Origin of the sequence: Wohlfahrtiimonas populi, assembly GCF_002006795.1 — a bacterium.
In the GTDB taxonomy this organism is placed as follows: domain Bacteria; phylum Pseudomonadota; class Gammaproteobacteria; order Cardiobacteriales; family Wohlfahrtiimonadaceae; genus Wohlfahrtiimonas; species Wohlfahrtiimonas populi.
On record NZ_MVDN01000005.1, the window covers coordinates 1 to 24826 of the forward strand.

18 protein-coding genes are annotated in these 24826 nt (G+C 38.9%); 9 read left to right on the forward strand and 9 right to left on the reverse strand.

Going from position 1 to position 24826, the window contains the following annotated elements; translation table 11 throughout:
• Positions 1 to 104: 104 nt before the first annotated feature.
• On the reverse strand, positions 105 to 1133 hold the full coding sequence (locus tag BZK16_RS07040) for a 6-phosphofructokinase (protein WP_077928197.1): 1029 nt from the start codon (positions 1131 to 1133) through the stop codon (positions 105 to 107).
• 24 nt (positions 1134 to 1157) lie between these two features.
• The gene (ygfZ, locus tag BZK16_RS07045; RefSeq protein ID WP_077928198.1) at positions 1158 to 1838 is read right to left on the reverse strand and encodes a CAF17-like 4Fe-4S cluster assembly/insertion protein YgfZ; all 681 of its coding nucleotides are present in this window, start codon (positions 1836 to 1838) and stop codon (positions 1158 to 1160) included.
• Between the two features lie 153 nt (positions 1839 to 1991).
• On the opposite strand from ygfZ, the gene alr reads away from it, so the two are divergent.
• On the forward strand, positions 1992 to 3059 hold the full coding sequence (gene alr / locus BZK16_RS07050) for an alanine racemase (RefSeq protein ID WP_077928199.1): 1068 nt from the start codon (positions 1992 to 1994) through the stop codon (positions 3057 to 3059).
• Between the two features lie 77 nt (positions 3060 to 3136).
• On the opposite strand, the gene BZK16_RS07055 is transcribed toward alr, so the two are convergent.
• The 3 genes from BZK16_RS07055 to BZK16_RS07065 are packed head-to-tail and all read right to left on the reverse strand — an operon-like array spanning position 3137 to position 5640.
• Entirely contained in the window at positions 3137 to 3886 is a 750-nt protein-coding gene (locus BZK16_RS07055; protein WP_077928200.1) for an SDR family NAD(P)-dependent oxidoreductase, read from the reverse strand.
• Positions 3887 to 3921: 35 nt separating this feature from the next.
• On the reverse strand, positions 3922 to 4872 hold the full coding sequence (gene epmA, locus BZK16_RS07060; RefSeq protein WP_077928201.1) for an EF-P lysine aminoacylase EpmA: 951 nt from the start codon (positions 4870 to 4872) through the stop codon (positions 3922 to 3924).
• Positions 4873 to 4932: 60 nt separating this feature from the next.
• Positions 4933 to 5640 (reverse strand): FimV/HubP family polar landmark protein, encoded by a 708-nt coding sequence (locus BZK16_RS07065; RefSeq protein WP_077928202.1) that lies wholly within the window; start codon positions 5638 to 5640, stop codon positions 4933 to 4935.
• 3193 nt (positions 5641 to 8833) lie between these two features.
• On the opposite strand from BZK16_RS07065, the gene BZK16_RS07075 reads away from it, so the two are divergent.
• The gene (locus BZK16_RS07075; RefSeq protein WP_077928204.1) at positions 8834 to 9769 is read left to right on the forward strand and encodes a 2-hydroxyacid dehydrogenase; all 936 of its coding nucleotides are present in this window, start codon (positions 8834 to 8836) and stop codon (positions 9767 to 9769) included.
• Positions 9770 to 9811: 42 nt separating this feature from the next.
• Entirely contained in the window at positions 9812 to 10072 is a 261-nt protein-coding gene (locus BZK16_RS07080; RefSeq protein WP_077926498.1) for a hypothetical protein, read from the forward strand.
• 84 nt (positions 10073 to 10156) lie between these two features.
• On the opposite strand, the gene rlmB is transcribed toward BZK16_RS07080, so the two are convergent.
• Both rlmB and fbaA read right to left on the reverse strand, forming a co-directional pair.
• Positions 10157 to 10906, reverse strand: coding sequence for a 23S rRNA (guanosine(2251)-2'-O)-methyltransferase RlmB (rlmB, locus tag BZK16_RS07085; protein WP_077928205.1), 750 nt, complete (start codon positions 10904 to 10906; stop codon positions 10157 to 10159).
• Between the two features lie 70 nt (positions 10907 to 10976).
• The gene (gene fbaA / locus BZK16_RS07090) at positions 10977 to 12053 is read right to left on the reverse strand and encodes a class II fructose-bisphosphate aldolase (protein ID WP_077928206.1); all 1077 of its coding nucleotides are present in this window, start codon (positions 12051 to 12053) and stop codon (positions 10977 to 10979) included.
• 445 nt (positions 12054 to 12498) lie between these two features.
• Here fbaA and BZK16_RS07095 point away from each other — a divergent pair, with 445 nt between their 5' ends.
• Complete coding sequence (locus BZK16_RS07095; RefSeq protein ID WP_077928207.1) at positions 12499 to 13365, forward strand: hypothetical protein; 867 nt, start codon at positions 12499 to 12501, stop codon at positions 13363 to 13365.
• A 20-nt stretch (positions 13366 to 13385) separates the two neighbouring features.
• On the opposite strand, the gene mfd is transcribed toward BZK16_RS07095, so the two are convergent.
• Together mfd and BZK16_RS07105 are read right to left on the reverse strand one after the other, a co-directional pair.
• Positions 13386 to 16757 carry a transcription-repair coupling factor gene (mfd, locus tag BZK16_RS07100; RefSeq protein ID WP_077928208.1) on the reverse strand — a complete coding sequence of 1124 codons (3372 nt, stop codon included), beginning with the start codon at positions 16755 to 16757 and terminating at the stop codon, positions 13386 to 13388.
• A gap of 43 nt (positions 16758 to 16800) precedes the next feature.
• Positions 16801 to 17391 carry a hypothetical protein gene (locus BZK16_RS07105; protein WP_143691151.1) on the reverse strand — a complete coding sequence of 197 codons (591 nt, stop codon included), beginning with the start codon at positions 17389 to 17391 and terminating at the stop codon, positions 16801 to 16803.
• A gap of 1200 nt (positions 17392 to 18591) precedes the next feature.
• Here BZK16_RS07105 and rlmKL point away from each other — a divergent pair.
• The 5 genes from rlmKL (at position 18592) to BZK16_RS07135 (ending at position 24818) form a co-directional block, all read left to right on the forward strand.
• Positions 18592 to 20793 carry a bifunctional 23S rRNA (guanine(2069)-N(7))-methyltransferase RlmK/23S rRNA (guanine(2445)-N(2))-methyltransferase RlmL gene (rlmKL, locus tag BZK16_RS07115; protein ID WP_077928211.1) on the forward strand — a complete coding sequence of 734 codons (2202 nt, stop codon included), beginning with the start codon at positions 18592 to 18594 and terminating at the stop codon, positions 20791 to 20793.
• 218 nt (positions 20794 to 21011) lie between these two features.
• Positions 21012 to 21464 (forward strand): SUF system Fe-S cluster assembly regulator, encoded by a 453-nt coding sequence (locus BZK16_RS07120; RefSeq protein ID WP_077928212.1) that lies wholly within the window; start codon positions 21012 to 21014, stop codon positions 21462 to 21464.
• 10 nt (positions 21465 to 21474) lie between these two features.
• On the forward strand, positions 21475 to 22923 hold the full coding sequence (sufB, locus tag BZK16_RS07125; protein WP_077928213.1) for a Fe-S cluster assembly protein SufB: 1449 nt from the start codon (positions 21475 to 21477) through the stop codon (positions 22921 to 22923).
• Between the two features lie 25 nt (positions 22924 to 22948).
• On the forward strand, positions 22949 to 23716 hold the full coding sequence (sufC, locus tag BZK16_RS07130; RefSeq protein ID WP_077928214.1) for a Fe-S cluster assembly ATPase SufC: 768 nt from the start codon (positions 22949 to 22951) through the stop codon (positions 23714 to 23716).
• Between the two features lie 10 nt (positions 23717 to 23726).
• Positions 23727 to 24818: a SufB/SufD family protein gene (locus BZK16_RS07135; RefSeq protein WP_077928215.1), complete on the forward strand. Its 1092-nt coding sequence runs from the start codon at positions 23727 to 23729 to the stop codon at positions 24816 to 24818.
• The last annotated feature ends 8 nt before the right edge of the window (positions 24819 to 24826 follow it).

The following is a 24826-nucleotide window of genomic DNA, read 5'->3' on the forward strand; positions in this document are numbered from 1 at the left end:
TCAATTCATGCAGTATTTGCACTAACAATACTTCTATTAAAGAAAAAGCCTTCGTAAACGAAGGCTTTTATATACATATAATATGGCTAACATATATAAGAGGATTAAACCCCCATGCAAACGCCTGTTGCTTTTAATGTCTCTACTAATAAATGATCTTTTGGTAATAGACGAGGCTTACCCGCAACTTTCTCTAATGGTACAGCAACTAAATCACCGCCTTGACTCGCAACCATCACGCCAGTGATATTTTTCTTTAAGAACTCAATGGCTTTACTACCGCATTGTGTTGCGAAAATACGATCATTAGCCGTTGGCGTGCCGCCACGGCTCACATAGCCCAATGTTGTTAAACGTGCTTCAATCCCTGTTAACTCAGGAATTTGATCCACTAACTTCATAGCAGCAGCATGTTTCTTAGGTTTTAAACCTAACAATGCATCTTCTTGAGAAATCGCCCCTTCCGCTACAACTAATAAAGCAGCCTTATGCTCAAAAATTTGTGCTTTCAATGATTTCACAATTGCAGTTGTTGAATAAGGAATTTCTGGCACTAAACAAATATCCGCACCACCAGCCAATGCAGCACCTGCTGCTAACCAACCAGCATCACGCCCCATCACTTCCAAAATCATTAAACGATGATGAGAATCTGCTGTTGTACGTAAACGATCCAGAGCCATCACAGAAACCTGAACAGCAGTATCGTAACCAAATGTGATATCCGTTTGAGCAATATCGTTATCAATCGTCTTAGGCAATGTCACAACTGGAATGCCTTTCTTAGACAACTCATAAGAAAAACGTTGCGTTCCATCACCACCTAAACATACTAGCGCATCTAAACCCAATGCTTCAAAACTACGTACACAGTTATCGACAGCTTCTTCTGTACCTTTTGCACGACCGCCACCGCGACCTGTACCTAAAATTGTACCGCCCAAACCAATAATTGGGCTAACTGCTGCCTTATCCAAAGGCATCACACAACCTTCAGCCAAGCCTAAGAAGCCATCATGAATACCAGTAACTTTCCAGCCTTCATTAAGCGCGGCCAACGTTACTGCTCTCAATGCAGCATTCAATCCCTGACAATCACCACCAGCTGTTAAAATACCGATATTCTTACTCATTCAATCTGCCTCTTAAAATTGATTTTATTCGTTATCGTCTTTCCAGACGTTCAATAACTCTATATTATCAGAAAGCTTAAGCGTTTGATGCAATTCAGCCAAAACTAAAACCGCCAAAGCTTCATTTTCTTGTACTAGAACAATTTCACCTGCCACAACATCATTATCCGTGTGAATTGTGTCACCAATATTAATATTGCTATTTTGCCCTAAAGAAATTTTGCCCAAACGCTTTTTATTCTTACCTAAATCACGTAAACGCGTCACAATTTCTTGCCCGATGTAACAACCTTTACGAGGGTGAACACCTTTTAATACATCCAAGCTCACCATTTGCGGCACATATTTACCTTGTGTTGCTTCGATGATCCAAGGAATATTAAAATCTTGCGGCACAACTGTTGCAAATTCATCATTTGCATCCACAATTTCAATCGTCACCTTTGAACGAAACACAAAACGCTTCAATAATGTTGCAATACTTTCGCTGATGCATTTTGGCAAATAGAGATCAAAACCATTCTCGATCTTCTGAATCCAAAACACCGCTTCCAATCGGCCTTTGATATTACATAAACCGCCCAAGCCTGAGTTTTCAGGATGATCATACAAATAATCTAAATGATCCATATCCGCTGTCAATTGCCCATGCAAAAAATTACGCGCATCCGCACCTGTTACAACCAACTTTGCAAAATCCATCATCGCTTCATTCCTTAATCAACTGTTCTATTGAGAACTTACTCCTTTATTATAGTGGCTATTTTATAATTTCCACTTATTCGTTTGCATGCTGCATTCTTTCCAAGCATAATCATTGCGCTCTTTATATTACCCAAACAGCCAACTGAGGTTTATATGCGTCCCTTAAAAGCTTATCTCTCTAAAAGTGCATTACAACACAATGTCGCCTTTTTAAAACAACAAGCGCCACAAAGCAACTTGTGTACAGTTTTAAAGGCAAATGCATATGGTCATCGAGTGGAACTCGTTGCCCCAATTATTGAGAACCACGCAGATTATTTTGCAGTCGCAGCCATCGAAGAAGCACAAGCTATTCGTGAAGTTAGCCCAAACATTCCTATCATTTTACTCGAAGGCGTATTCGAGCATTATGAATATAACTTATGTGATGAATTCAATTTTTGGCCAGCAATTGGCAATGAACATCAACTAAATGGTTTACTAGAAGCTAAATTACAAAACCCAATCAATGTATTCATCAAAGTGAATAGCGGAATGAATCGCTTAGGCATTCAAGCTGAACAATTGGCACATTATCATCGCTTATTATCTGAATCAGCGAATGTGAAAAGCATCCAACTGATGACGCATTTATCTTCAGCAGATGAAAAGCTATCACCTGAAACTGAGAAACAACTATCTATCATGGCAAAGTTGGATCCTACGATCCAAGCAACAATTTCTAACTCTGCTCACATTTTCTATGATGATAAACCTGCTCAATCTATCGTACGTGCAGGATTATCTCTATATGGCGCATCACCTTTTGATGGTAAAACAGGCTCAGACATTGGCTTGAAACCAATTTTAGAATTACGTTCTAAGATCATTCATATCAATCACCTCAAATCTGGTGATCATGTTGGCTATGGTGCAACATTTACAGCAAAAAATGATATGCCAATTGGTGTTGTAGCCTGCGGTTACGCAGATGGTTATCCAAGAGAAGTCAAAGATGCGTATGTATTGATTGATGGTTATAAAGCACCATTGGTTGGTCGTGTTGCGATGGATATGTTTATGGTGGATTTAAGTAATGTACCTGAATCAAAATGGCAGCATGATGTGATTCTATTTGGTGAGCAATTACCAATCGAGCATGTGGCAACTTGGGCGAATACGATTCCTTATACAATTTTCACACATCTAGCGAAGCGCATTCGCTTCCACGTGATTGACTAAATTATCTAGGCTCAAAAAACTTTAAGCCATCTTCTTTATGGGAAGATGGCTTTATTTATTTCAAAACATTATCTTTATTACTCAGCGTAATGAACTTTCAAGCCACCAAATGTTTGGCTCGTTGGCATCACTTCGATGCTATTAATATTAATATGTTTTGGTTGATTCGCTAGCCAAAACACAATATCGGCAATGTCTTTACCTGTCACAGGATGTGCGTTTTGATATAAAGCTGCGGCTTTATCATCATCCCCTTTAAAGCGAACATTAGAAAATTCTGTTTCACCACATAAACCTGGTTCAACATTCGTCACTCGAATATTTTTACCAAATAAATCTGCACGTAAATTTAAACTGAACTGTTTCACAAATGCTTTTGTTGCGCCATAAACATTGCCACCAGGATAAGGCCAGTTACCTGCAATCGAGCCCATATTAATCACATAACCTTCATTTCTTTCTGCCATATATGGCAAAAATAGCTGTGTTAATGAGATTAAGCCTAAAACATTCGTTTGCACCATTGTCTGCCAATCGTCAAAATTAGCTTCATGCGCACCTTCCAAACCTAATGCTAAACCTGCGTTGTTCACCAAGATATCCACACGCCCAAACTGTGCCATGATCTCTTTCACAACAATCTCTGCATTAGCACGATTGGAAACATCCAATTCAAACCCATGAAAACGCTCACCCAATTCTGTACGAATTGCTTCTAAACGATCTTGTCTGCGTGCAATGCCAATCACTGTATGACCAGCTCGTGCAAAAACCTTTGCCATTTCATACCCAAAACCTGATGATACGCCCGTAATCACTATATTCATTCCATTCTCTCCCTGCTGATATTGGTGGATTTTATTTAACTCTCTTCAAAAGCAAATAAAATGACATCATTAATATTATGCGCATTTTCAACTGCCATCAATAGGCGATCAATTCCCATTGCAACACCGCTGACTAATGTTGGCATCTGTGCCATTTCTTGTAAAAACAGTTCATCAATTTCTACAGGTGCTAAACCATATTCTTGGCGCAGAATATTTTCTTTCTCAAACCTTGCCCGCTGTTCAATAGGATCAGTCAGCTCCTCATAACCATTAGCAAGCTCTAAACCTTTCCAATAAATTTCAAAACGTTTGCCAATCGAATGACCAGCACAATCTTTAGCAATCTTTGCCAATGAAGCTTGTGATACAGGATAGCTATGCAACACTGTAATCACGTCAGGATCAAAGCTTGGCTCCAAAATATGGCTCATGATCAGATCCAAATATTCATCTTTTGTTTTGGGTTCAAATGCTAGATCTATATTGTACTGAGCTAATAAATGCTTCAATTCACCTTCCGTTGCAAAAAAGGGATTAATGCTGAGCTTTTCCATAAATAAATTCAGATAGCTATATTCTTTCACAGCTAAATCTTGCTGTGCCATTAAACGCACAATGTGGATGACTTCTTTAATGAGATCAAATAAATCATAATCCACACGATACCATTCTAGCATTGTGAATTCTGGCGTATGTTTTCGGCTGAGTTCTCCATCACGAAATACTTTGCCCAAAAAATAAATAGAGCCAGCATCCTGTGCCAATAAGCGTTTCATATGATATTCGGGCGATGTGATCAAATAAGTTGTGGCATTGAACAGCTTCCCTGGGCCATTAAACTTGCTTGTAAAATTTAATAACGCAGGATCGCTATTGCCAAATTGGCTCATAATTGGCGTATCCACTTCCATCACTTGTTCAGCCCAGAAATATTCTCGCAATGATCTTAAAAACATTGCTCGCTTTTGCACAACCTGATTCACATCTTTCTCCCAATAAAAAAGCCTAGATAATTATCTAGGCTTTATCACATTAAGTCATTATTAATTTATTTGCGCTAATAATGCTTGTGCTCTTGCTATTTGACTAGGACTACCATCTTTCACAACTTCATCCAATAATGGTTTTGCTAAACTCTTATCAAAATCCATATAAGCAACAGCCAATTCCAATTTCACTTGTTCAGATTCAAAGTCAGCATCATGCGCTGTATCCAATGCTTCAACCATAACCGTAGGATGTGCCACTAGTTCAATGATTGGTTCAGGCATAACAACTTCTTCGATAACTGGCTCAGCAATTGTAATTTCAGGAATTGTAACTTCTTCTACGACAGGTGCTTCAATCACTGGTTCTACCAAAGTAATTTCTGGTATTTCAATTTCTGCCACGATAGGTTCTTCAACCTGTACTTCTTCTACAACACCTGCATCCAATATAGGTAAAGCTAATGTATCTAAATCAATTGCTATTGGTTCAGGAACATCAATTTCTTCCATAGATTGCGCAACATTATCTTTCACAGAACTATTAATTGGATCATCCAACATAACTTCATTTGTCGTATCTAATGAATCTAAGAACGCAAGGCTTGCAGCATCTTCATCGGCATCTGCAACAAAAGCTAAGTCTAATTTAGGTTCTGCTTCAGATTGTTTAGAAACTTCCATCAAGTTTGCTAAACCAGCTTCTTCATCCTCTAAGAAATTACCAAAATCTAAAGGTTTTTCAGCTTCAATATCATCTTTCACTAGAGTATCTTCAGCATTTTCCAATAAATCAGGGAAGCTGATATATTCTTCAGGCTCGCTCGAATCAGATGTTTCTTCATCTNAACATCAATTTCTTCCATAGATTGCGCAACATTATCTTTCACAGAACTATTAATTGGATCATCCAACATAACTTCATTTGTCGTATCTAATGAATCTAAGAACGCAAGGCTTGCAGCATCTTCATCGGCATCTGCAACAAAAGCTAAGTCTAATTTAGGTTCTGCTTCAGATTGTTTAGAAACTTCCATCAAGTTTGCTAAACCAGCTTCTTCATCCTCTAAGAAATTACCAAAATCTAAAGGTTTTTCAGCTTCAATATCATCTTTCACTAGAGTATCTTCAGCATTTTCCAATAAATCAGGGAAGCTGATATATTCTTCAGGCTCGCTCGAATCAGATGTTTCTTCATCTGCAATTGCTTCAATAGCATTCACTGTGCCTGTTTGTGGTGCAAACAATGGATTGTTTTCACCAAAACTATCTTCTACCACAACTGATGCCGTTGGTACCTCAGTCGCTTCTTCAACCACAGCTTCAACAACAGGCGTTTCTTCAACTTTGAAATCACCCAAATCAAAATCTAAAGTCGCACCCATATCAAAAGATTCTTCTTTCGGTGTAGAAGCTTCTACTGCTGGTGTTGAAAATGCAGAAAGATCAAAATCTAAACCGCCATATTCTTCAGCTTTAGTTTCTTCTCCTGGTGCAGGTGTTGATCCTAAATCCAATGAAGATAAGTCAAAGTCTAAACCGTCCATTGATTTTTCAACTTTAGGCTCGTCTACTTCAAGAGATGTTGTGCCAAGATCCAATGATGATAAGTCAAAATCTAGTCCACCTGTTGATTCTTCTGCCTTAGGAACTTCTGCTTCAACAACTGTTGTACCTAAATCCAATGATGATAGATCAAAATCTAAAGCATCCATCGCTTCTTCAACTTTAGGTGCTTCTGCTTCAACCGTTACAGTACCTAAGTCTAAAGATGATAAATCAAAGTCTAAACCTGCTTCTTCTTTTTCTTCAACAACAGCTGTAACAGCTGGTACTACATCATCAGTGAAAGATAGATCAAAATCTAAGCTCTCAATCGTTGTTTCATCTTTTGTTTCTGCTACAGCTGTAGCAACCGCCGCGGTTGCAATAGCAGCTGCAACTGGTGCCACTTGTGGTTTTGCTACTGCTTTCACTTCAGCTGGCTGCGCTACTGGCACAGCCTGTACTTCAACAACATCATCTTCTACAGGTACAGCCTCTGCTTTTTTCTTACCTAAACCAAATAGGCCTTTAGATGCTTTTTCTTTTTTCTCTTTCTTTGCCTTCGGCGCTGACGTTTCTGCTGATGCATCTTTCTTCTTACCAAATAAACTTAAGCCTTTTTTCTTTGGCTTTTCTGTTTGTTCAACTTCTTCAGAATACTCAGCAACATCTGCAGTTGCTTTAGCTACCTTTGCAACTTTCGCTTTTTTCTCTTTCGGCTGCTTTGGCCCATCACCTTTACGGCGGCGCATTACAACTGCTAATAAACCTAAAATTAATACAAGTGCACCCGCACCAATATAAACAATATTTTCGAAAATTAATTCAACAATACCTGGCTCTGGTTCTGGCTCAGGCATAATGTAAACAGGACGTTTCTTTGGCGGTTCTACAGGCTTAACTGCTTCTTCTTTCGCAGGCTCGACAACTTTTACTGGTTCTGTTTTTACAGTTTCTACTACTGGTTCCGTTGCAGGCGCAACAGTTTCAACTGGTTTTGCCACTTCTACTACTGTAGCAACTACGCTAGCATCTGCTTGTTCTCTTTTTTGGCTTTCTGCCAGTAGCTCTTCTGCCATTTGAGCATTTTCTGGTGTTAAATCCTGTAATAAATCAGTATTCATGACCACAGTAGTAGTTCCATTATCCACTGGGCGAACAACCTTTACAGTCACTTCTTCATTATTTTCAACAATAGCAACTTCTGGCTCTACTACTTTAGCAGGCTCAGCAACTTGTTGCACAGGTGGTTCTGGTAATTCATAAATATACCCAATGCGAACATCTGATTTTTCATTTGTATCTGCCGAAGCAACAAAATTATGTTTAACCTTCGGCGTTTCTGTTGGGATCAACAATGTAACATCTGCGCGTAAAACACCGCCTGCTGTAAATGCAGAAGGGTTATTTGCTTTGATGATTTCAATCATTTTCTGTGGCGTTACATTTGCAGGGCGAACTTTATTCGCAATGCTCCACAACGTTTCCCCTTTTTCTACAGGATAACGTTTCAATAAGTCTGGATTAGTGTTGCTAGCTTTTGGCAACGCTTTAGTTGGTGCTTTTGCAGGCGCTTTAGCTTCTTCTTTTTCTACTTTAGCAACTTCAGTTTTTGCCTTTGCTTTTTCAGGCTCTGCCTTCACTGCGACTGCAACTGGTTTTTCAGCAACTTTCGGTTTCACCTTTGTTTCTTCTTTCGCAACAGTTGGCACTTCAGCCAAAGCGACTTTATCTGTTGCTGTTGTTGCAACTGGTGCATCCACTGCAACGCCATCAATCACAATTTCAGAATCCGTTGCTTCTGCAACCACAGGTTCAGCAGTTGGTTCTGGTTTGAAATCTAAAATAATCGGTAATTCGAATAATTGTCTACGATTATCTTTATCACGGCTTTCTAACAATAATGTTAGCGCGGGAGATTCGATCTCTTCTGTAGTTGTTAATACAACTTGTTTTTGTCCGTTTTGTTCAACAATATTAACGGATAAATCATAGCTTGGAATAGGATGATTGAGTCGCAAATATTCCGTTGGCGCAGCCAGAATAATTTCACCTTCGCCAACAACATCGGCTTGCAAGCGTAGTGGCTCGTTCAGATATGAAAGGGTTCTTAAGTTCTCAACATCTGCTGCGTGAGATAACCCAAAAACGCCCAATAATGCAATTGCTAGTATATTTTTTCTTATCATAATTTGTTCCGAGTACTCAGTCTGAATTCGTCCTAAAAGATTGGAGCGAGCTTTAAAATCGCAAAACTACTTATATTCTAACGAAAATTTTTAAAAACTGTTATAAAAAAAGTAATATTAGTGCGCAACATGATTTATCTTATAGTTTATGCATTTTTGTATATACTCGGACATTATAATATTAATAACAATAACAATCCCATTTTTAATTTCAGGAGTTTGATATGGCTATTTTATGTTTGAGTAATGTACTACCAAATTTTGACCAATGGATCAAAAACTTACATGCAATTGATCCAACGTTTGATTTGAGAACAATGGATAATCCTGGAGATTTATCTGAGATTACCACGGTCTTAGCTTGGAAACCAGATGATGCTCAATTTAAAAAACTCCCAAATTTAAAATTTGTACAATCCACAGGTATGGGCATTGATCACTTAGTTGAATGCCCAAGCATTCCCAAAGACGCAATGATCGCTCGCATCATTGATCATGATATGCGCGAGCAAATGGCTGAATATGCGTTATATGGCGCATTGAAAGCTTATCGTAATATTCAATATTACAACCAATATCAAGCAGAAAACCTTTGGAAGATGAAACGCCGTCCTTTTAAAGAAGATTTAACTGTAGGTGTTTTAGGCTTAGGTGAATTAGGTGCTTATGTTGCGAATGCACTGAAAGATTATGGCTTCAATGTGATTGGTTGGAAAAATAGCGCATCCAAACCAGATAGCGATATCTCTTATTATCATGGAAAAGATCAACTCCCTGAATTTTTAAAGCAGTGCAATATTCTCGTTTGCCTATTGCCATTAACAGAAGATACACGACACATTTTAAACAAAGATACTTTCGCATTATTACCAGAAGGCGCTTATTTAATTAATCCTGCACGCGGTGGTCATGTGAATGAGCAAGATTTATTAGCAGTAATCCAATCTAAGCATTTAAGCGGTGCACTTTTAGACGTATTCCAAACTGAGCCACTACCAACTGATCATCCTTTCTGGAATGAATCCTCAATTGAAATCACACCGCACATTGCAGCGATGACAAACCCCATCACAGCTAGCCAACAAGTTGCTGAAAACTTTAAACTTGTTCGGGAAGGCAAGTTACCGAATAATCTTGTGGACTTAAACCTCGGCTATTAACTTATGTTATAATGATAGGAATTAAGAAACGGCGAGGTCATCATGCTTAAATTTAATACTGTTATTTTTTATCTCGGCATCGTACTAACTGCGATTGGTGTTTTAGTGGGATTTCCGCTGATTTTCTGGGGTAATCAGGATGTTGGCATGTACTTTGTAACGATGATTGGTCCATTGGGCTTTTTGTTATTCTTCACAGGCTTTATTGGTGCAATTGCTTTCAGACCGCACACAGATCGTATGCAATCTGAAGTGGAATCTCGCAAGAAAGCAGAAGCATATCAAAGAACTGTTCCAGACTAATCTACAGTTAATCCAAATCATTTAAAATAAAACCGCCTGATGGCGGTTTTATTTTGTCACACAATCAATTTAATGATATTTATATTACTTACGTTTATGAAAACGCTGACGATGGCTTTCTGATAACACAACGCCCGTTGCCACAGAAACGTTCAAGCTCTCGATTCTGCCTTCCATTGGAATCTTCAACAAGAAATCACAAGCTTCTTTCGTCAAACGGCGCATGCCTTCGCCTTCTGAACCCATAATGATTGCCATTGCGCCCGTTAAGTTAGCTTCGTAAATAGTTTCAGTTGCTTCACCCGCTAAGCCCGCTAACCAAACACCGCGCTCTTTTAGATCATCAATGGTACGTGCTAAGTTTGTCACTTCGATGAATGGCACACGCTCAGAACTACCGCTTGAGATTTTACGCACAACTGGTGTTAAACCACATGCGCGATCTCTAGGTGCAATCACTGCATGCACGCCAAATGCTTCTGCACTACGTAAGCATGCACCCACATTATGCGGATCAGTCACGCCATCCAAAATCAATAATAGTGGTGATGATTGTTCTTCCAACAATTCAAATAAGAAGTTCTCATTCTTAGCACCCATTACTCGTACTTCTGCTGCAATGCCTTGATGACGCGCTTCTTCACCTGTTTTAGATTCCAACATTTTTTGGTTAACCATATTCACAGGCACTTTTTGGTCTTTTAATTTTGCCAAAAATGCTTGTGCGCGCTTATCCAAACGCTGGTCATTCAACCAAATTTGTACAACAGAGCCTTCATCAAAAGCTGCTTCCACAGCATGGAAACCGTGAATCCATATCGTTGTATTACTCATAAAGTTACCTTTATATTATTTAAATGCAAAAAACCGCACCCAGTGCGGTTTTTAGATATTCAAGTTAAAATTAGTTGCGGTTCATAGCATTCAAATCTTCGAATGCTTCTAATACGCGGTTCACTAAAGATACTTGACCTGCACGCAACCATGCACGTGGATCATAATATTTCTTGTTTGGCTTTTCTTCGCCTTCAGGATTACCCAATTGACCTTGTAAGTAATCTTTATGTTCGTTGTAGTAGCCTAATACACCTTCCCAAGTTGCCCATTGTGTATCAGTATCAATGTTCATTTTGATTACACCGTAAGAGATTGCATCACGGATATCTTGTAAATCAGAACCTGAACCACCGTGGAATACGAAATCTAAATGCTTAGCTGGTAAGTTGAATTTCTCAGAAACGTATTTCTGTGAGTTATCCAAAATTACTGGCGTCAAACGTACGTTACCTGGCTTATAAACGCCATGAACATTACCGAATGAAGCTGCGATTGTAATGCGTGGACTGATTGCTACTAATTTTTCATAAGCATATGCAACGTCAGCAGGTTGTGTGTATAGCAATGAGTTATCGATGTCTGTGTTATCCACGCCATCTTCTTCACCGCCAGTACAACCCAATTCGATTTCCAATGTCATACCCATTTTAGCCATACGCTCTAGGTATTTACCTGAAATTTCGATGTTTTCTTCTAATGATTCTTCAGATAAATCAATCATGTGAGATGAGAATAATGGCTTACCTGTTTCTTTAAAGAATTGCTCACCAGCATCCAACAAACCATCGATCCATGGCAATAATTTTTTAGCTGCGTGATCCGTATGTAGAATTACTGGAACACCATAAGTTTCAGCAACAGCATGAACATATTTAGCGCCTGCGATTGTGCCCAAAATAGCAGCTTGCTGACCTTCTAATTTTAAACCTTTACCAACGAAAAACTGACCACCACCATTAGAGAACTGAATAATCACTGGTGATTTTGCTTTTGCAGCTGCTTCTAAAACACCGTTTACTGATTCTGTGTTCACAACATTCACTGCTGGTAATGCAAAACCTTCTGCTTTTGCGATTTCAAATACTTTCTGTACATCATCACCAAATAAAACACCTGGTTTCACTGCGTCTAAAATTTTAGCCATTGCTGGATCTCCTAAATTACAGATAATTTCTCGCCGTATTCTACCACAAGGAACAATATTTTTTTCCTTTCTAAAATGATATTCTCAGTAATGATTCGGGAACGTGCTATTTCCCATAATTTACCTATAATAATTATCCATTCAGATTAGTTATCACAATAATATAAGGCTCAACATCATGAGTGATTACTTAAATAACCNAAATACTTTCTGTACATCATCACCAAATAAAACACCTGGTTTCACTGCGTCTAAAATTTTAGCCATTGCTGGATCTCCTAAATTACAGATAATTTCTCGCCGTATTCTACCACAAGGAACAATATTTTTTTCCTTTCTAAAATGATATTCTCAGTAATGATTCGGGAACGTGCTATTTCCCATAATTTACCTATAATAATTATCCATTCAGATTAGTTATCACAATAATATAAGGCTCAACATCATGAGTGATTACTTAAATAACCCACAAAAAATCCATTCAGACATCATGAATGCGCTCAAAGCTGTTTCAGTTTTGATCATTCCAGCCGCGGGATTATTTCTATTTAATATCGCTATTTATACTTATAAAATGGCATATTTTGATACATTTCATTTGCCATTCATTCCGCTAGAATCTTCTTTGTGGCTCGATGTTGTGCAGAATAAAACTTTAGTGATTCTGCTCATCACATTATTATTCTTTGCGATTGGCTTCATTGTGGGCGGTGTTTTCATGTTTCGCCACAGCATTGAAAAAGTATCAGCTCAAGAATTTTCATGGCCTGTATTCATTGCAACATTTACATTATTGAGCCCTTTTGTATTCAGCTTGCCAGGGCTTGCTGTGAGCACTCAAGTATTAATTATATTGTTATATGCTTTCTTTATTCCTTTTGTATTTACTAAGCATTTTCATAATGGATTACATTATTTTAGTAAAATTTTGCCTCGTAAATTCTTTTTAGAAAAGAAAGAAAAAGCTGTATTGCATGATATCTCTTTCATCATTTTAGGCATTACGTATTTATTCATAATATTTATATTATTCATTTTGTTAATGGAATTTGTGGCAAGTAAATTGGGCGAATATCATGCCAAGGAAAAAGAGAAGATTATGCTTTCAGGCGCATATCTCACAATGCCAAACCATATCCGCATTGGTAATGATTCTATTTATTTAGAAGGCTGTGACTATAAAAAGTGTGTCGGCTATCAAGCTATCAAAAAAGGCGAAGATACAATCATCCAACCACGCTTTTTCACAGTACAAGAGATCAATTTTCTCAATCCTGAAACAATTGAGGATGGTATCGTTACTTTTGAATAACTTAAACTAGGAATTAAAGCCTAAACAGGTTTTAATTCCTCAATCAATTTCAAAATGCTATTGATGCGTACTTCTTCATTTTCCATCGGCAATTTATAGCGCAAGACTTCTTGCCCTTGGAGTTGATAGAAATTGGGTTTCTGCTGAATCAAATCGATCATTGCTCTTAAATTGATGTGTGGTTTAGAGCCAAAGATAATGCGAACACCATCAGCAGTTGCTTCAATTTTCTCTAAATTCAGTGGCGCTGCTTTTAATTTAATCTCTGCGATTTTGAATAAGCGCTTCGTTTGATCTGACAACAAGCCAAAGCGATCAATCATTTCGATGTGAATATTATTCAAATCATCCAAGCTTTCTGCACTTGCGATGCGTTTATACAATGATAAACGCGTTGGAATATCACCAATGTAATCTTCGGGAATCAACGCAGGTACACCAATCGAAACTTCCATGCCTTGCTTGAATGGCTGATTCACATCCAATATTTCACCACGTTTAATAGCTTCTACTGCACGCGTTAATAATTCCATATAGAGTGAGAAGCCCATTTCTGTGATCTGCCCACTTTGTGAATCGCCCAATAATTCACCTGCACCACGAATTTCTAAGTCATGGTTGGCAATCATAAAGCCAGCACCCAAAATTTCCGTTTCTGTTAATGCTTCAATACGTTTAACAGCATCTTTCGTCATCTGTTTTTCAGGTGGCACAATCAAATAACAATAAGCACGATGATGTGATCGACCAACTCGCCCACGCAACTGATGTAACTGCGCTAAGCCTAATTTATCCGCTCTATTGATGATCATTGTATTGGCATTCGGTACATCGATCCCCGATTCCACGATCGTCGTACAGAGCAATACTTGAATACGATGATGGTAGAAATCCAACATTACTTTCTCAAGTTCTGCTTCTTTCATCTGCCCATGCGCGATGCCCACTTTGATTTCTGGCATCAAGCGCTCTAACGTATCTTGCATTAATCCAATGGTTTCCACTTCATTGTGCAATACATACATTTGTCCGCCACGTTTTAACTCACGATTCATGGCTTCAATCATCAGCTCTTCATTCCATTCATTGACGAATGTTTTCACAGCGATTCTTTCCATCGGCGGTGTTGCGATGATGGATAATTCACGCAAACCTGACAAACCCATGTTCAATGTCCGTGGAATCGGCGTTGCTGTCATTGTCAGCAAATTCACTTCTGTGCGGAGTGATTTTAATTGCTCTTTGTGCTTCACACCAAAACGATGCTCTTCATCGATGATCACTAATCCCAAGTTTTTAAACTTCACATCTTTCGATAACAGCTTGTGTGTACCGATGACAATATCAACGCGCCCTTCTGCCAATAATTCTAATGTTTCTTTAGTTTCTTTCGATGATCTAAAGCGTGACAAACCTGCAATTTTTACAGGCCAATCAGCAAAGCGATCCATAAAATCTTGAACGTGTTGCTCTGCCAACAATGTTGTCGGTGCAAGCAAAGCCACTTGATAACCATTCATCACAGCCATAAAAGCGCCACGCATCGCAACTTCAGTTTTACCAAAGCCCACATCACCACAAATGATGCGATCCATTTTGCCAACGGTTAAATCTTTTAATACATCATCAATCGCCCGTTGCTGATCTGGCGTTGTTTGGAATGGAAAGCTTGCTGCAAATTGATCATATTCATCCAACAATTTCATACCGCGTGCTTCTTGCAGTTCACGGCGTGAATAGATATCCAATAATTCAGCCGCTGTATCATGAATTTTTTCAGAGGCTTTTTTACAGATTTTTTCCCATTGATCCGAACCCAATCGATGCCAAGGCGCGCTCTCTTTTGATCCACCTGTATATAGAGACAAATCATTCAGATCCATGATTGGAATATACAACTTCGAATTACCTTTATATTCAATCACTAACAGTTCATTATCATCAATGCTATCCAAGCCCACATAGCGCCCAACACCATGTTTCAAATGCACAATCGGATCACCTTCTTTTAAGTGATCAATGCTTGTGAGCATGGATTTAACATCCACAGTTTTCTGCTGTTTCTTGCGCATCGTCTGCATTGGGATACCAAGCAGACTATTCTCTGTGACTAATGCAAATTGATTCTGATAGCTGAAGCTATTACTCAATGCACCTGTTAACAATGTGAAAGGCTCAGGTGCTTTTGTGATATCCGAAAATTTATCGCGCACAGCGGGCGATAATGATAATTCCTTTAAGCGCTCTAATAAAATTTCCCTGCGCCCTGTTGTTTCTGTTGTGAGAATCAACGCACTTTTTTCATTATCCTTGAGCCAAGCTTCCACTTGATTAATCTGGCGAACCACAGGCGCATCGCCTGAAAAGCTCAAAGTAATCTTTGGTTTATTCGCTAAGATTTTCTCTAAACCATTAAAGTTGATGTATAACCTTGCAGGCGATAATAATGGGCGCTCGATATCATGGCGATAGCGCTCGTATCTTGTATCAATAAGCTTTTGAAAGCTTTCCGCACTTTTATATAAATTGGGATAAGTGATGAAGGTTGTCTCTTCACCCAAATAATCGAAGAGCGTTGCCGTATCATCAAAAAATAGTGGCAAATAGTTTTCAACGCCCGCAGGCAAGTTGCCATTCACAATCTCTTTATAGAGATTGCATTTCGTTGTATCCACTTCAAAGCTATTTTTAAATTTCTTCTGAAACAGCTCCAATGCTTTCGGGCTTGTATCAAATTCACGCGCAGGCAAAATGGATAATTCAGGAATTGTTTCCACAGTGCGCTGAGTTTCAGGATCAAACGTGCGAATACTTTCCACTTCATCATCAAACAGATCCACCCGAATCGGTGTTGAAATCCCCATCGGGAATAGATCAATGATCGCGCCACGAATCGCAAATTCACCTGGCTCCATCACTTGCTTCACATTTTGGTAACCTGAAGCCTCTAAACCCAATCGCCATTGATCACGATCCACAATATCGCCTGGCTTTAATACTAAAACATGACCATCCAAGAATTGTAATGGCGCTAAATGTTGCATTAAAGTGGGAATTGTTACGATCAACGTATTGATCGCACCTTGGCGCAATCTTGCCAATGTCGCTAAGCGCTCTGAAATGATATTCAGTTGTGGCGAAAAGCTATCATATGGCAATGTTTCTGTATCAGGGAAGATCGTAGCTGTATGTCCAAAGAAAGCCAAATCTTGTAATAAGCTCTCTGCTTGCTGCATGTTTTCAACAATCGTAACAATTTTTTGTTGGCTATTCTTAGCTGAATTGCTCAACGTAAATGCAAACGAAGCGCTATTCTGCTGTTGCCATTCCACCGTTTTATTAGTCGTTGGAATGGATTCAGAGGCAATCACAAATGGTTTTTGTTTGGACATAATTATTCAATGGCTGATAAAAATATAATCACGATTGTATGCGTTACTCAGCTTTAGAACAACTTTGAATCAATTGCTCGATCTGTTGTTGGCTCATAAAGTTTTCATAAGTGCCTACAATGATGGATTCAATACCTGTATTTTTTAACAGTTGATAGGTTGCTTTTTCTGATTGGCAGAATGAATTCAACTCTTCCACGCTCACGCCTGAAATTTCTTTGGTTTCACAGATGTAATCACTCACAGCTTTCTGTGCTTCTAATGCTTTCTCGAAATCAGCTTTCAATGCTGTTTGATCGTAGCATTTCAATAAATCTTGATGCTTCGTTAAATCCTGAATTGCATTTCCGTGATTTGTAAATTCAATGTATGCACTTTTGCCCATTGTAAAAGTACGAATACCGCCATCTTTTGATAACCACGTTGCAAGACCATTATTAATATTTGGGTTATTCGCTTTGCCATAATGTTGCGTTAAAGAGTTGACAGCTTTGGGTAGGTCATCAGGTTTTACGATCAATGTCACAGAAGCTAAGCCCAAAAGATTTCTATGGAAAGAGATGCCATAAGGCACTGCATCGACATTTGTGAAAAACTCTTTTTGGAATGTTTGATTGAATGTCTCTGCTGGCATGAAATTTTNGTGCTTCTAATGCTTTCTCGAAATCAGCTTTCAATGCTGTTTGATCGTAGCATTTCAATAAATCTTGATGCTTCGTTAAATCCTGAATTGCATTTCCGTGATTTGTAAATTCAATGTATGCACTTTTGCCCATTGTAAAAGTACGAATACCGCCATCTTTTGATAACCACGTTGCAAGACCATTATTAATATTTGGGTTATTCGCTTTGCCATAATGTTGCGTTAAAGAGTTGACAGCTTTGGGTAGGTCATCAGGTTTTACGATCAATGTCACAGAAGCTAAGCCCAAAAGATTTCTATGGAAAGAGATGCCATAAGGCACTGCATCGACATTTGTGAAAAACTCTTTTTGGAATGTTTGATTGAATGTCTCTGCTGGCATGAAATTTTTCACTGTATATTCCATCGAACATTCACCATCGTAGCAGTTCGATAGCAATACAGTTTCTTTGCCATTACTTAAAACATTATCTTCTTCAGATACATTCTCTTTAAAGTAATCATTCAATGCACCAATGATATTGTCCAAATCATCTTCTTTCAGATGGAAATACGCCACCAATTCTTGTGGCTCTAATGTCACAAACAAACGCACATTATTCATTGGCATATCTAACAATAGAAATTGCTCTGTGGATTCCTCATAAGCCATCAATGATTGTGCATCCTTCAACCATGAATATGTATAAGGTGTTGACCATTGATATTCACCAACGCCATCAATAGCTTTAGTTAATTGTGGCTGAATATCCTGCCCCAATTGAATGTTCTTTTGCGCCTCAAACCAATGGGAAAAGCTATTCGCCACAAGATGTTTATAGTTTAACTCAGACATCTCTTTCATCATGGCAACAACAGCATCATTCTGAGAATGCTTTTCCACAATCTCACGTACACTTGGATTGGGCCATTTTTTAGATAAACTCTGTTGAAATTGATCAACTGTCATCACTGCTGGCGCTTCTGTCGTTGTTTCTGCCAATGCAGATGAACACATCAATGTTAAACCAACCATCAAAGCTGTACATTTCATATCATTCCCTTTCATATTGATTAGATAACAAATTATAGAATGAAATCGCATGAAAGAAATTTAATTATCACGCCAATCACATGAACTAAATCAGACAAATTGCGCATTTTTTCGCTATAATGATCCGTTATACGTAAAATTTTCATGGTGATTGATCAATGTCCTCTTTCTTTATTACTTGCGCACAAGGTTTAGCGCCCTATGTTATCGATGAATTAGCAGCTTTAGGCATCGAATCTACAAGCGATGCAACTGGCGTGCGCTTTGAAGGTGGGCTAAAAGAGGCTTATCAAGCACTATTATGGACACGCTGTGGTTCACGTGTTTTGCTCCAATTGAAAGAAGGCAACATGAAAGATCTCGATGATCTTCATTTGCAATTATCAGGCTTTCCTTGGTCAACGCACATGTCAGACAGTCACACATTTGTGATTCAAGTGACCACTAAGCGTGCTCAGCACATTCATACACAATATGCAGCACAACGTGTGAAAGATGCCATTGTTGATTATTTTGATATGACAACGGGCGGTCGCCCTTCTGTGGATAAAGATGACCCGAACTTGCGTTTCTATGTGCACATTCAAGATACAAGCTACACATTGTATTTAGATTTAAGTGGCGAGCCTTTACATAAGCGTGGCTTCCGTACTGAACAAGGTGCTGCACCGATTAAAGAAAACTTAGCGGCAGCACTGTTGTATCGTTCAAAATGGCCTGAAAAAGCGAAAGAGCATCAAGATTTCATCGATCCATTATGTGGTGCAGGTACAATTCTAATTGAAGCAGCATTGATGGCACGTGATATTGCACCAGGTTTATATCGCCCAACATTTGGCTTTGAAAACTGGCGCTTACATGATGCTCATCTTTGGAGCGAATGCGTTAAATTTGCTAAGCATCGTGCGGAAGTTGGTAAAGATCAATACCAAGGGAAATTATACGGCGTTGAGCGTAATGCGCGCATGATCGGTATCACTAAAGCCAATGCGGATAGAGCTGGCGTATTGAAAAATATGTCTTTCTCTCACCAAATGTTCCAACATTTCAAAAAACCTGAAAACTTAGGTGAAAAAGGTTTAATCGTGACAAACCCGCCTTATGGTGAGCGTTTGGGCGAAAAAGAAGAATTGAAACCAACTTATATGGAATTAGGTGATTGGTTGCGCCCTTATATTGGCTTTGAAGCTGGCATCATCACTTCTGAAGTTGAACTCGGCAAACAAATGGGCTTACGTGCTCGCAAAGTGAACAAGTTCTACAATGGTGCTTTGGAATGTGTTTACTTGCAGTTTGCGATTGAAGAACAATACTTTGTGGATCGTAAAGCTGCTGATAGTCGCCAAGAAAAACGTAACCTTGAAGAATTAATGTCTGAAGGCGGCGAAGACTTCTTCAATCGCTTAACTAAGAACAAAAAGAAATGGGAAAAATGGGCGAAGCAGAATGATGTAATGTGTTATCGCACATACGATTCTGATCTGCCTGAATTTAACGTAGCAATTGATCGTTATGATCAATCGTTAGTGATCTACGAATTCAAAGCACCAAAAAGTATTGATGCAGATAAAGCAGCCAAGCGCTTAGAAAAAATCCAAGCGATCGTACCTTTAGTTTTCTCAGAGATTGATGTGAAAAATATCCATTTCAAATTGCGTGAGCGCCAAAAAGGCACCAACCAATATGAGAAAGAAGAAGAGCGCGGTGAATTCTTCCCTGTGGAAGAAACAGGCGCGAAATTGTGGGTGAACTTAGTTAACTACTTAGATACAGGTTTATTCTTGGATCACCGCAATGTGCGTAAGATGATTAAAGAGAAAGCACGTGGCACAAACTTTTTAAATCTATTTGCATATACAGGTAGCGCTAGCGTTTTAGCGGCCATTGGTGGCGCTAAAGCAGTAACAACTGTGGATATGTCCAAAACTTATCTAAAGTGGGCAGAAAACAACTTTGCATTGAATGGTTTATCAGGCAAGCAATATGAGTTCATCCAAAAAGATGTTTTAGAATGGTTGAAGACAATGGCTTTGCATGTGAGTGAATTGCCATTGATGCAAAAGCGCGATGCTCGTTATGATTTGATCTTTATGGATCCACCATCATTTTCTAACTCAAAACGCATGGCTGATGTTTTAGACATTCAGCGTGATCATGTTCGTTTAATTGAAGATGCAATGGAAATCTTGGCAAAAGATGGTTTGTTAATTTTCTCCACCAACTTACGCAACTTCAAAATGGATCCTTTGATCACAGAAAATTTTGATGTGAAAGATGTTTCTCGCGAAACTTTACCGATGGATTTTGCACGTGATCCTAAGATTCGCCAATGTTTTATGATTAAACATCGTTCAAACTAAAACTATTTTGAAATTTTTTTCCTGAACATTTTCGTGTTCAGGAGAAATTTCAAAAATCAGTCCTCAGCATACATGCATTAACTCAGAGTTTATGAGAATCATTAACATAAAGAAAAGATTCTTATATCAGCCTGATAAATAAATATACTATGTAAAGAGAACGAAAATGGTGCTATATTAGCCGCACCTTATCTTTATCGGGAAGTAGTAAATTTCAAATGTTAAAAATCACACGTGAAACAGATTATGCTCTGCTCATCATGACCCATTTAGCAAAGCATGAATTGGCACAGAGTGCATCGCAGATTGCGACAGATTGTCACTTGAGCCCAGCGTTTACGAGTAAGATTTTAAAAATTCTCACCAAAGAGAATTTATTAACCTCTATCCGAGGCTCTCAAGGCGGATATCTTCTGAACAAAAAGCCAGAAGCAATTACATTGCTTGAAATCATTGTGGCAATCGAAGGACCAATGTCCATCAACGATTGTGTCAGTGATCATTCAATGTGCGAACGTTCGCATAGCTGTGAGTTAACGCCACATTGGGCGTTGATTAATAGAATTCTCCATCGAGAATTTTCCAACATTTCTCTTGCATCTTTAGCGGTTATGCCCAAAAAAGGTCTGCGAGGCGAAATCAACATTCCCATTACAAAAGTTACTGTTTAGAGAGTTATTTATGGAACAAATTCAGAAATTAACTGAGGAAGAGTACGCGTACGGTTTCGTCACGGACATTCCACAGGAAACCTTACCACCAGGTTTGGATGAAGATGTGATTCGTAAAATTTCAGCGATGAAAAAAGAACCACAGTGGTTATTAGACTATCGTTTGAAAGCTTACGCAGCATGGCTTGAAATGGAAATGCCTGATTGGGCGCATTTGAAAATCGACCCGATTGATTATCAAGCAATCTCTTACTATTCTGCACCAAAATCATTGTCAGAATTGCAAGAAGAAGCACCAAAAAGCTTAGATGAAGTGGATCCTGAATTATTGCGCACGTATGAGCGTTTAGGTATTCCTTTAGAAGAGCAAGAAATTTTAGCCGGCGTTGCAGTTGATGCGGTATTTGACTCCGTTTCTGTTGCGACAAGCTATAAAGGCAAATTACTTGAACAAGGCATCATCTTCTGTTCATTCAGTGAAGCTGTTCAGGAATATCCTGATTTAGTGCAAAAATATTTAGGCACAGTGGTTTCTTTCAAAGATAACTTCTTTGCTGCATTGAATGCTGCGGTATTTACAGATGGTTCGTTTGTTTACATTCCTAAAGGCACACGTTGCCCAATGGAATTATCCACATATTTCCGTATCAATGCGGCAAATACAGGACAATTCGAACGTACATTGATCATTGCAGATGATCAAAGCTATGTATCTTACTTAGAAGGTTGTACAGCGCCACAGCGTGATGAAAACCAATTGCATGCTGCAGTGGTTGAATTGATCGCGATGGAAGATGCAACAATTAAATATTCAACGGTGCAAAACTGGTACCCAGGCGATAAAAACGGTGTTGGTGGTATTTACAACTTCGTAACTAAGCGCGGGATCTGCCAAGGCGACCGTTCTAAAATCTCTTGGACACAAGTGGAAACAGGTTCTGCCATCACTTGGAAATACCCAAGCTGTATTTTAAAAGGTGATGATTCAGTGGGTGAATTCTACTCTGTTGCAGTTGCACGCGATTGCCAACAAGCAGATACAGGCACGAAGATGATTCACATTGGTAAAAATACTCGTTCAACGATTATTTCTAAAGGTATTTCAGCAGGCGTTGCTCAAAATATCTATCGTGGTTTGGTTCGTATCAACCCAAGCGCAACAGGTGCACACAACTATTCACAATGTGATTCTATGTTGATGGGCGATCGTTGCGGTGCGCACACTTTCCCTTACATTGATGTGCGTAACTCACAATCCAAAGTTGAGCATGAAGCATCGACATCAAAAATCTCTGAAGAGCAATTGTTCTACTGTCAGCAAAGAGGTTTGTCACAAGAAGATGCGATTAGCTTAATTGTTAACGGATTCTGTAAAGAAGTTTTCCAAGAGTTGCCAATGGAGTTTGCGGTAGAAGCACAGAAACTCATTGAGCTCAAACTCGAAGGCAGCGTTGGTTAATTAGATCATTATTGGGAACAAAACAATGTTAGAAATTAAAAATTTAAAAGTAGCGGTTGAAGATCACGTAATCCTAAAAGGCGTATCATTAACGGTTAAAGATGGCGAAATTCACGCAATCATGGGACCAAATGGTTCTGGTAAAAGTACTTTAGCAAACATCATCGCAGGTAAAGATGGCTACGAAATCTTGGATGGCGAAATCCTTTTAGATGGCGTAAATATCTTAGAAATCGATCCTGAAGAGCGTGCGCATAAAGGCTTATTCTTGGGCTTCCAACATCCTGCTGAGTTGCCAGGTGTTAACAACATGTACTTCTTGAAAAGTGCTGTGAACAGCATTCGTAAAGCGCGCGGCCAAGAAGAGATGGATGCTTTGGAATTCTACGAATTCTTACAAGATCGCATGAAAAAAGTAAAAATGGATCCTGCTTTCTTGAAGCGCTTCGTGAACGAAGGCTTCTCTGGCGGTGAGAAAAAACGTAATGAAATCCTACAGATGCTTGTATTAGAACCAACAACTGTGATTTTAGATGAAACTGACTCAGGTTTGGATATCGATGCGTTGAAAGTAATCTCTGATGGTATCAATACATTGCGTGACGAAAGCCGTTCTTTCTTGTTGATCACTCACTACCAACGTTTGTTGAACTACGTTTCCCCTGATGTTGTTCACGTTTTAGTAGATGGCGAACTAGTAGCAACTGGCGATAAATCATTGGCACTCGACTTAGAGAAAAATGGTTATATCTCTTACCGTGGTGACAACGCAGGCGGTTCTCGTAAAGAATAAGGAATTCAACATGCTACAGACATTAACGGATAAAATCCGATTAGAACGTTGGAGAGAAACGCCTTTAAAACGAGTTTTATCGACTGAGTGGAAAGGCGAAGTTATTTCTAATCCACAGTTCATGCCAACACAACACACAATGCCTGAAAAGTGCTTTGTATTAACAGTTGTGAATGGTGAAGTGAATCCACAATGGTTTGATGAAAGCTTAGTGCCAGAAGGCGTTTTAGTGACGCTCGAAAAAGGCAAAATTCAAATCAAAGTAATTCCAAATACTGAAGTTTTAACACCATTTGTAATCTACAACTACACAAATTCAAGCGATGCTGCACATACGACATCTTTGAATGTTGCGGTAGAAGTGGGTGATGAATCTAAATTCTCAGTGCTCTTTGTAGAAGCTGGTGAAGGCGAATACGTTTCGTTACCAAAAGTTTCCACAAAAGTTGGCAAAGCTGCATCCATGAACTGGTTGAAAATCAGCTTAAACCCTGATCAAGCTTCAAGTTTCTATGACTTTGAATGTGATCAAGCAGCTGAAAGCCATAGTACAATTTTGCATTATCAAACAGGCGGTGATGTTGTACGTTCTGACTTAGTGGTTCATTTAAAAGGCGAAGAAGCGCACACTAACTTCATCGCATTGAACTTAGGTAAAGATCAACAGTCACTCGAAAATGTGATGACACTTCATCACGAAGTGCCACATTGTACAAGTGAACAGAACATCAAAAACCTATTAACAGATAAAGCTAATGCTCTATTTGACGGTATGATTCACGTTCACCAAGATGCACAAAAAACAGATGCAAACCAGCTAACTCGCTCAATCTTGTTGAGTGACAAAGCACGTGCAATGACGATTCCTCGCTTAGAAATTTATGCTGATGATGTTCGTTGTACACATGGTGCAACTGTAGGTTTCTTGGAACCTGAATCACTCTTTTACCTACGTTCTCGTGGCATTGAGTTACCTGAAGCGCAAGCAATGCTTTTATTATCTTATACTGCTGAATTCTTAGGAATGATCGACAATGAGATCGTAAAAGATTGGATGCTTCATCAATTAGAAAATGACTTAACACGCGTTCGCCCTGCTTAATTAAAGGA

Coding starts and splice junctions, on each gene's coding strand:
- BZK16_RS07040 (WP_077928197.1), bottom strand. CDS start 1,133: ATGAGTAAGAATATCGGTATTTTAACAGCTGGTGGTGATTGTCAGGGA.
- ygfZ (WP_077928198.1), bottom strand. CDS start 1,838: ATGATGGATTTTGCAAAGTTGGTTGTAACAGGTGCGGATGCGCGTAAT.
- alr (WP_077928199.1), top strand. CDS start 1,992: ATGCGTCCCTTAAAAGCTTATCTCTCTAAAAGTGCATTACAACACAAT.
- BZK16_RS07055 (WP_077928200.1), bottom strand. CDS start 3,886: ATGAATATAGTGATTACGGGCGTATCATCAGGTTTTGGGTATGAAATG.
- BZK16_RS07075 (WP_077928204.1), top strand. CDS start 8,834: ATGGCTATTTTATGTTTGAGTAATGTACTACCAAATTTTGACCAATGG.
- BZK16_RS07080 (WP_077926498.1), top strand. CDS start 9,812: ATGCTTAAATTTAATACTGTTATTTTTTATCTCGGCATCGTACTAACT.
- rlmB (WP_077928205.1), bottom strand. CDS start 10,906: ATGAGTAATACAACGATATGGATTCACGGTTTCCATGCTGTGGAAGCA.
- fbaA (WP_077928206.1), bottom strand. CDS start 12,053: ATGGCTAAAATTTTAGACGCAGTGAAACCAGGTGTTTTATTTGGTGAT.
- BZK16_RS07095 (WP_077928207.1), top strand. CDS start 12,499: ATGAGTGATTACTTAAATAACCCACAAAAAATCCATTCAGACATCATG.
- mfd (WP_077928208.1), bottom strand. CDS start 16,757: ATGTCCAAACAAAAACCATTTGTGATTGCCTCTGAATCCATTCCAACG.
- BZK16_RS07105 (WP_143691151.1), bottom strand. CDS start 17,391: ATGCCAGCAGAGACATTCAATCAAACATTCCAAAAAGAGTTTTTCACA.
- rlmKL (WP_077928211.1), top strand. CDS start 18,592: ATGTCCTCTTTCTTTATTACTTGCGCACAAGGTTTAGCGCCCTATGTT.
- BZK16_RS07120 (WP_077928212.1), top strand. CDS start 21,012: ATGTTAAAAATCACACGTGAAACAGATTATGCTCTGCTCATCATGACC.
- sufB (WP_077928213.1), top strand. CDS start 21,475: ATGGAACAAATTCAGAAATTAACTGAGGAAGAGTACGCGTACGGTTTC.
- sufC (WP_077928214.1), top strand. CDS start 22,949: ATGTTAGAAATTAAAAATTTAAAAGTAGCGGTTGAAGATCACGTAATC.
- BZK16_RS07135 (WP_077928215.1), top strand. CDS start 23,727: ATGCTACAGACATTAACGGATAAAATCCGATTAGAACGTTGGAGAGAA.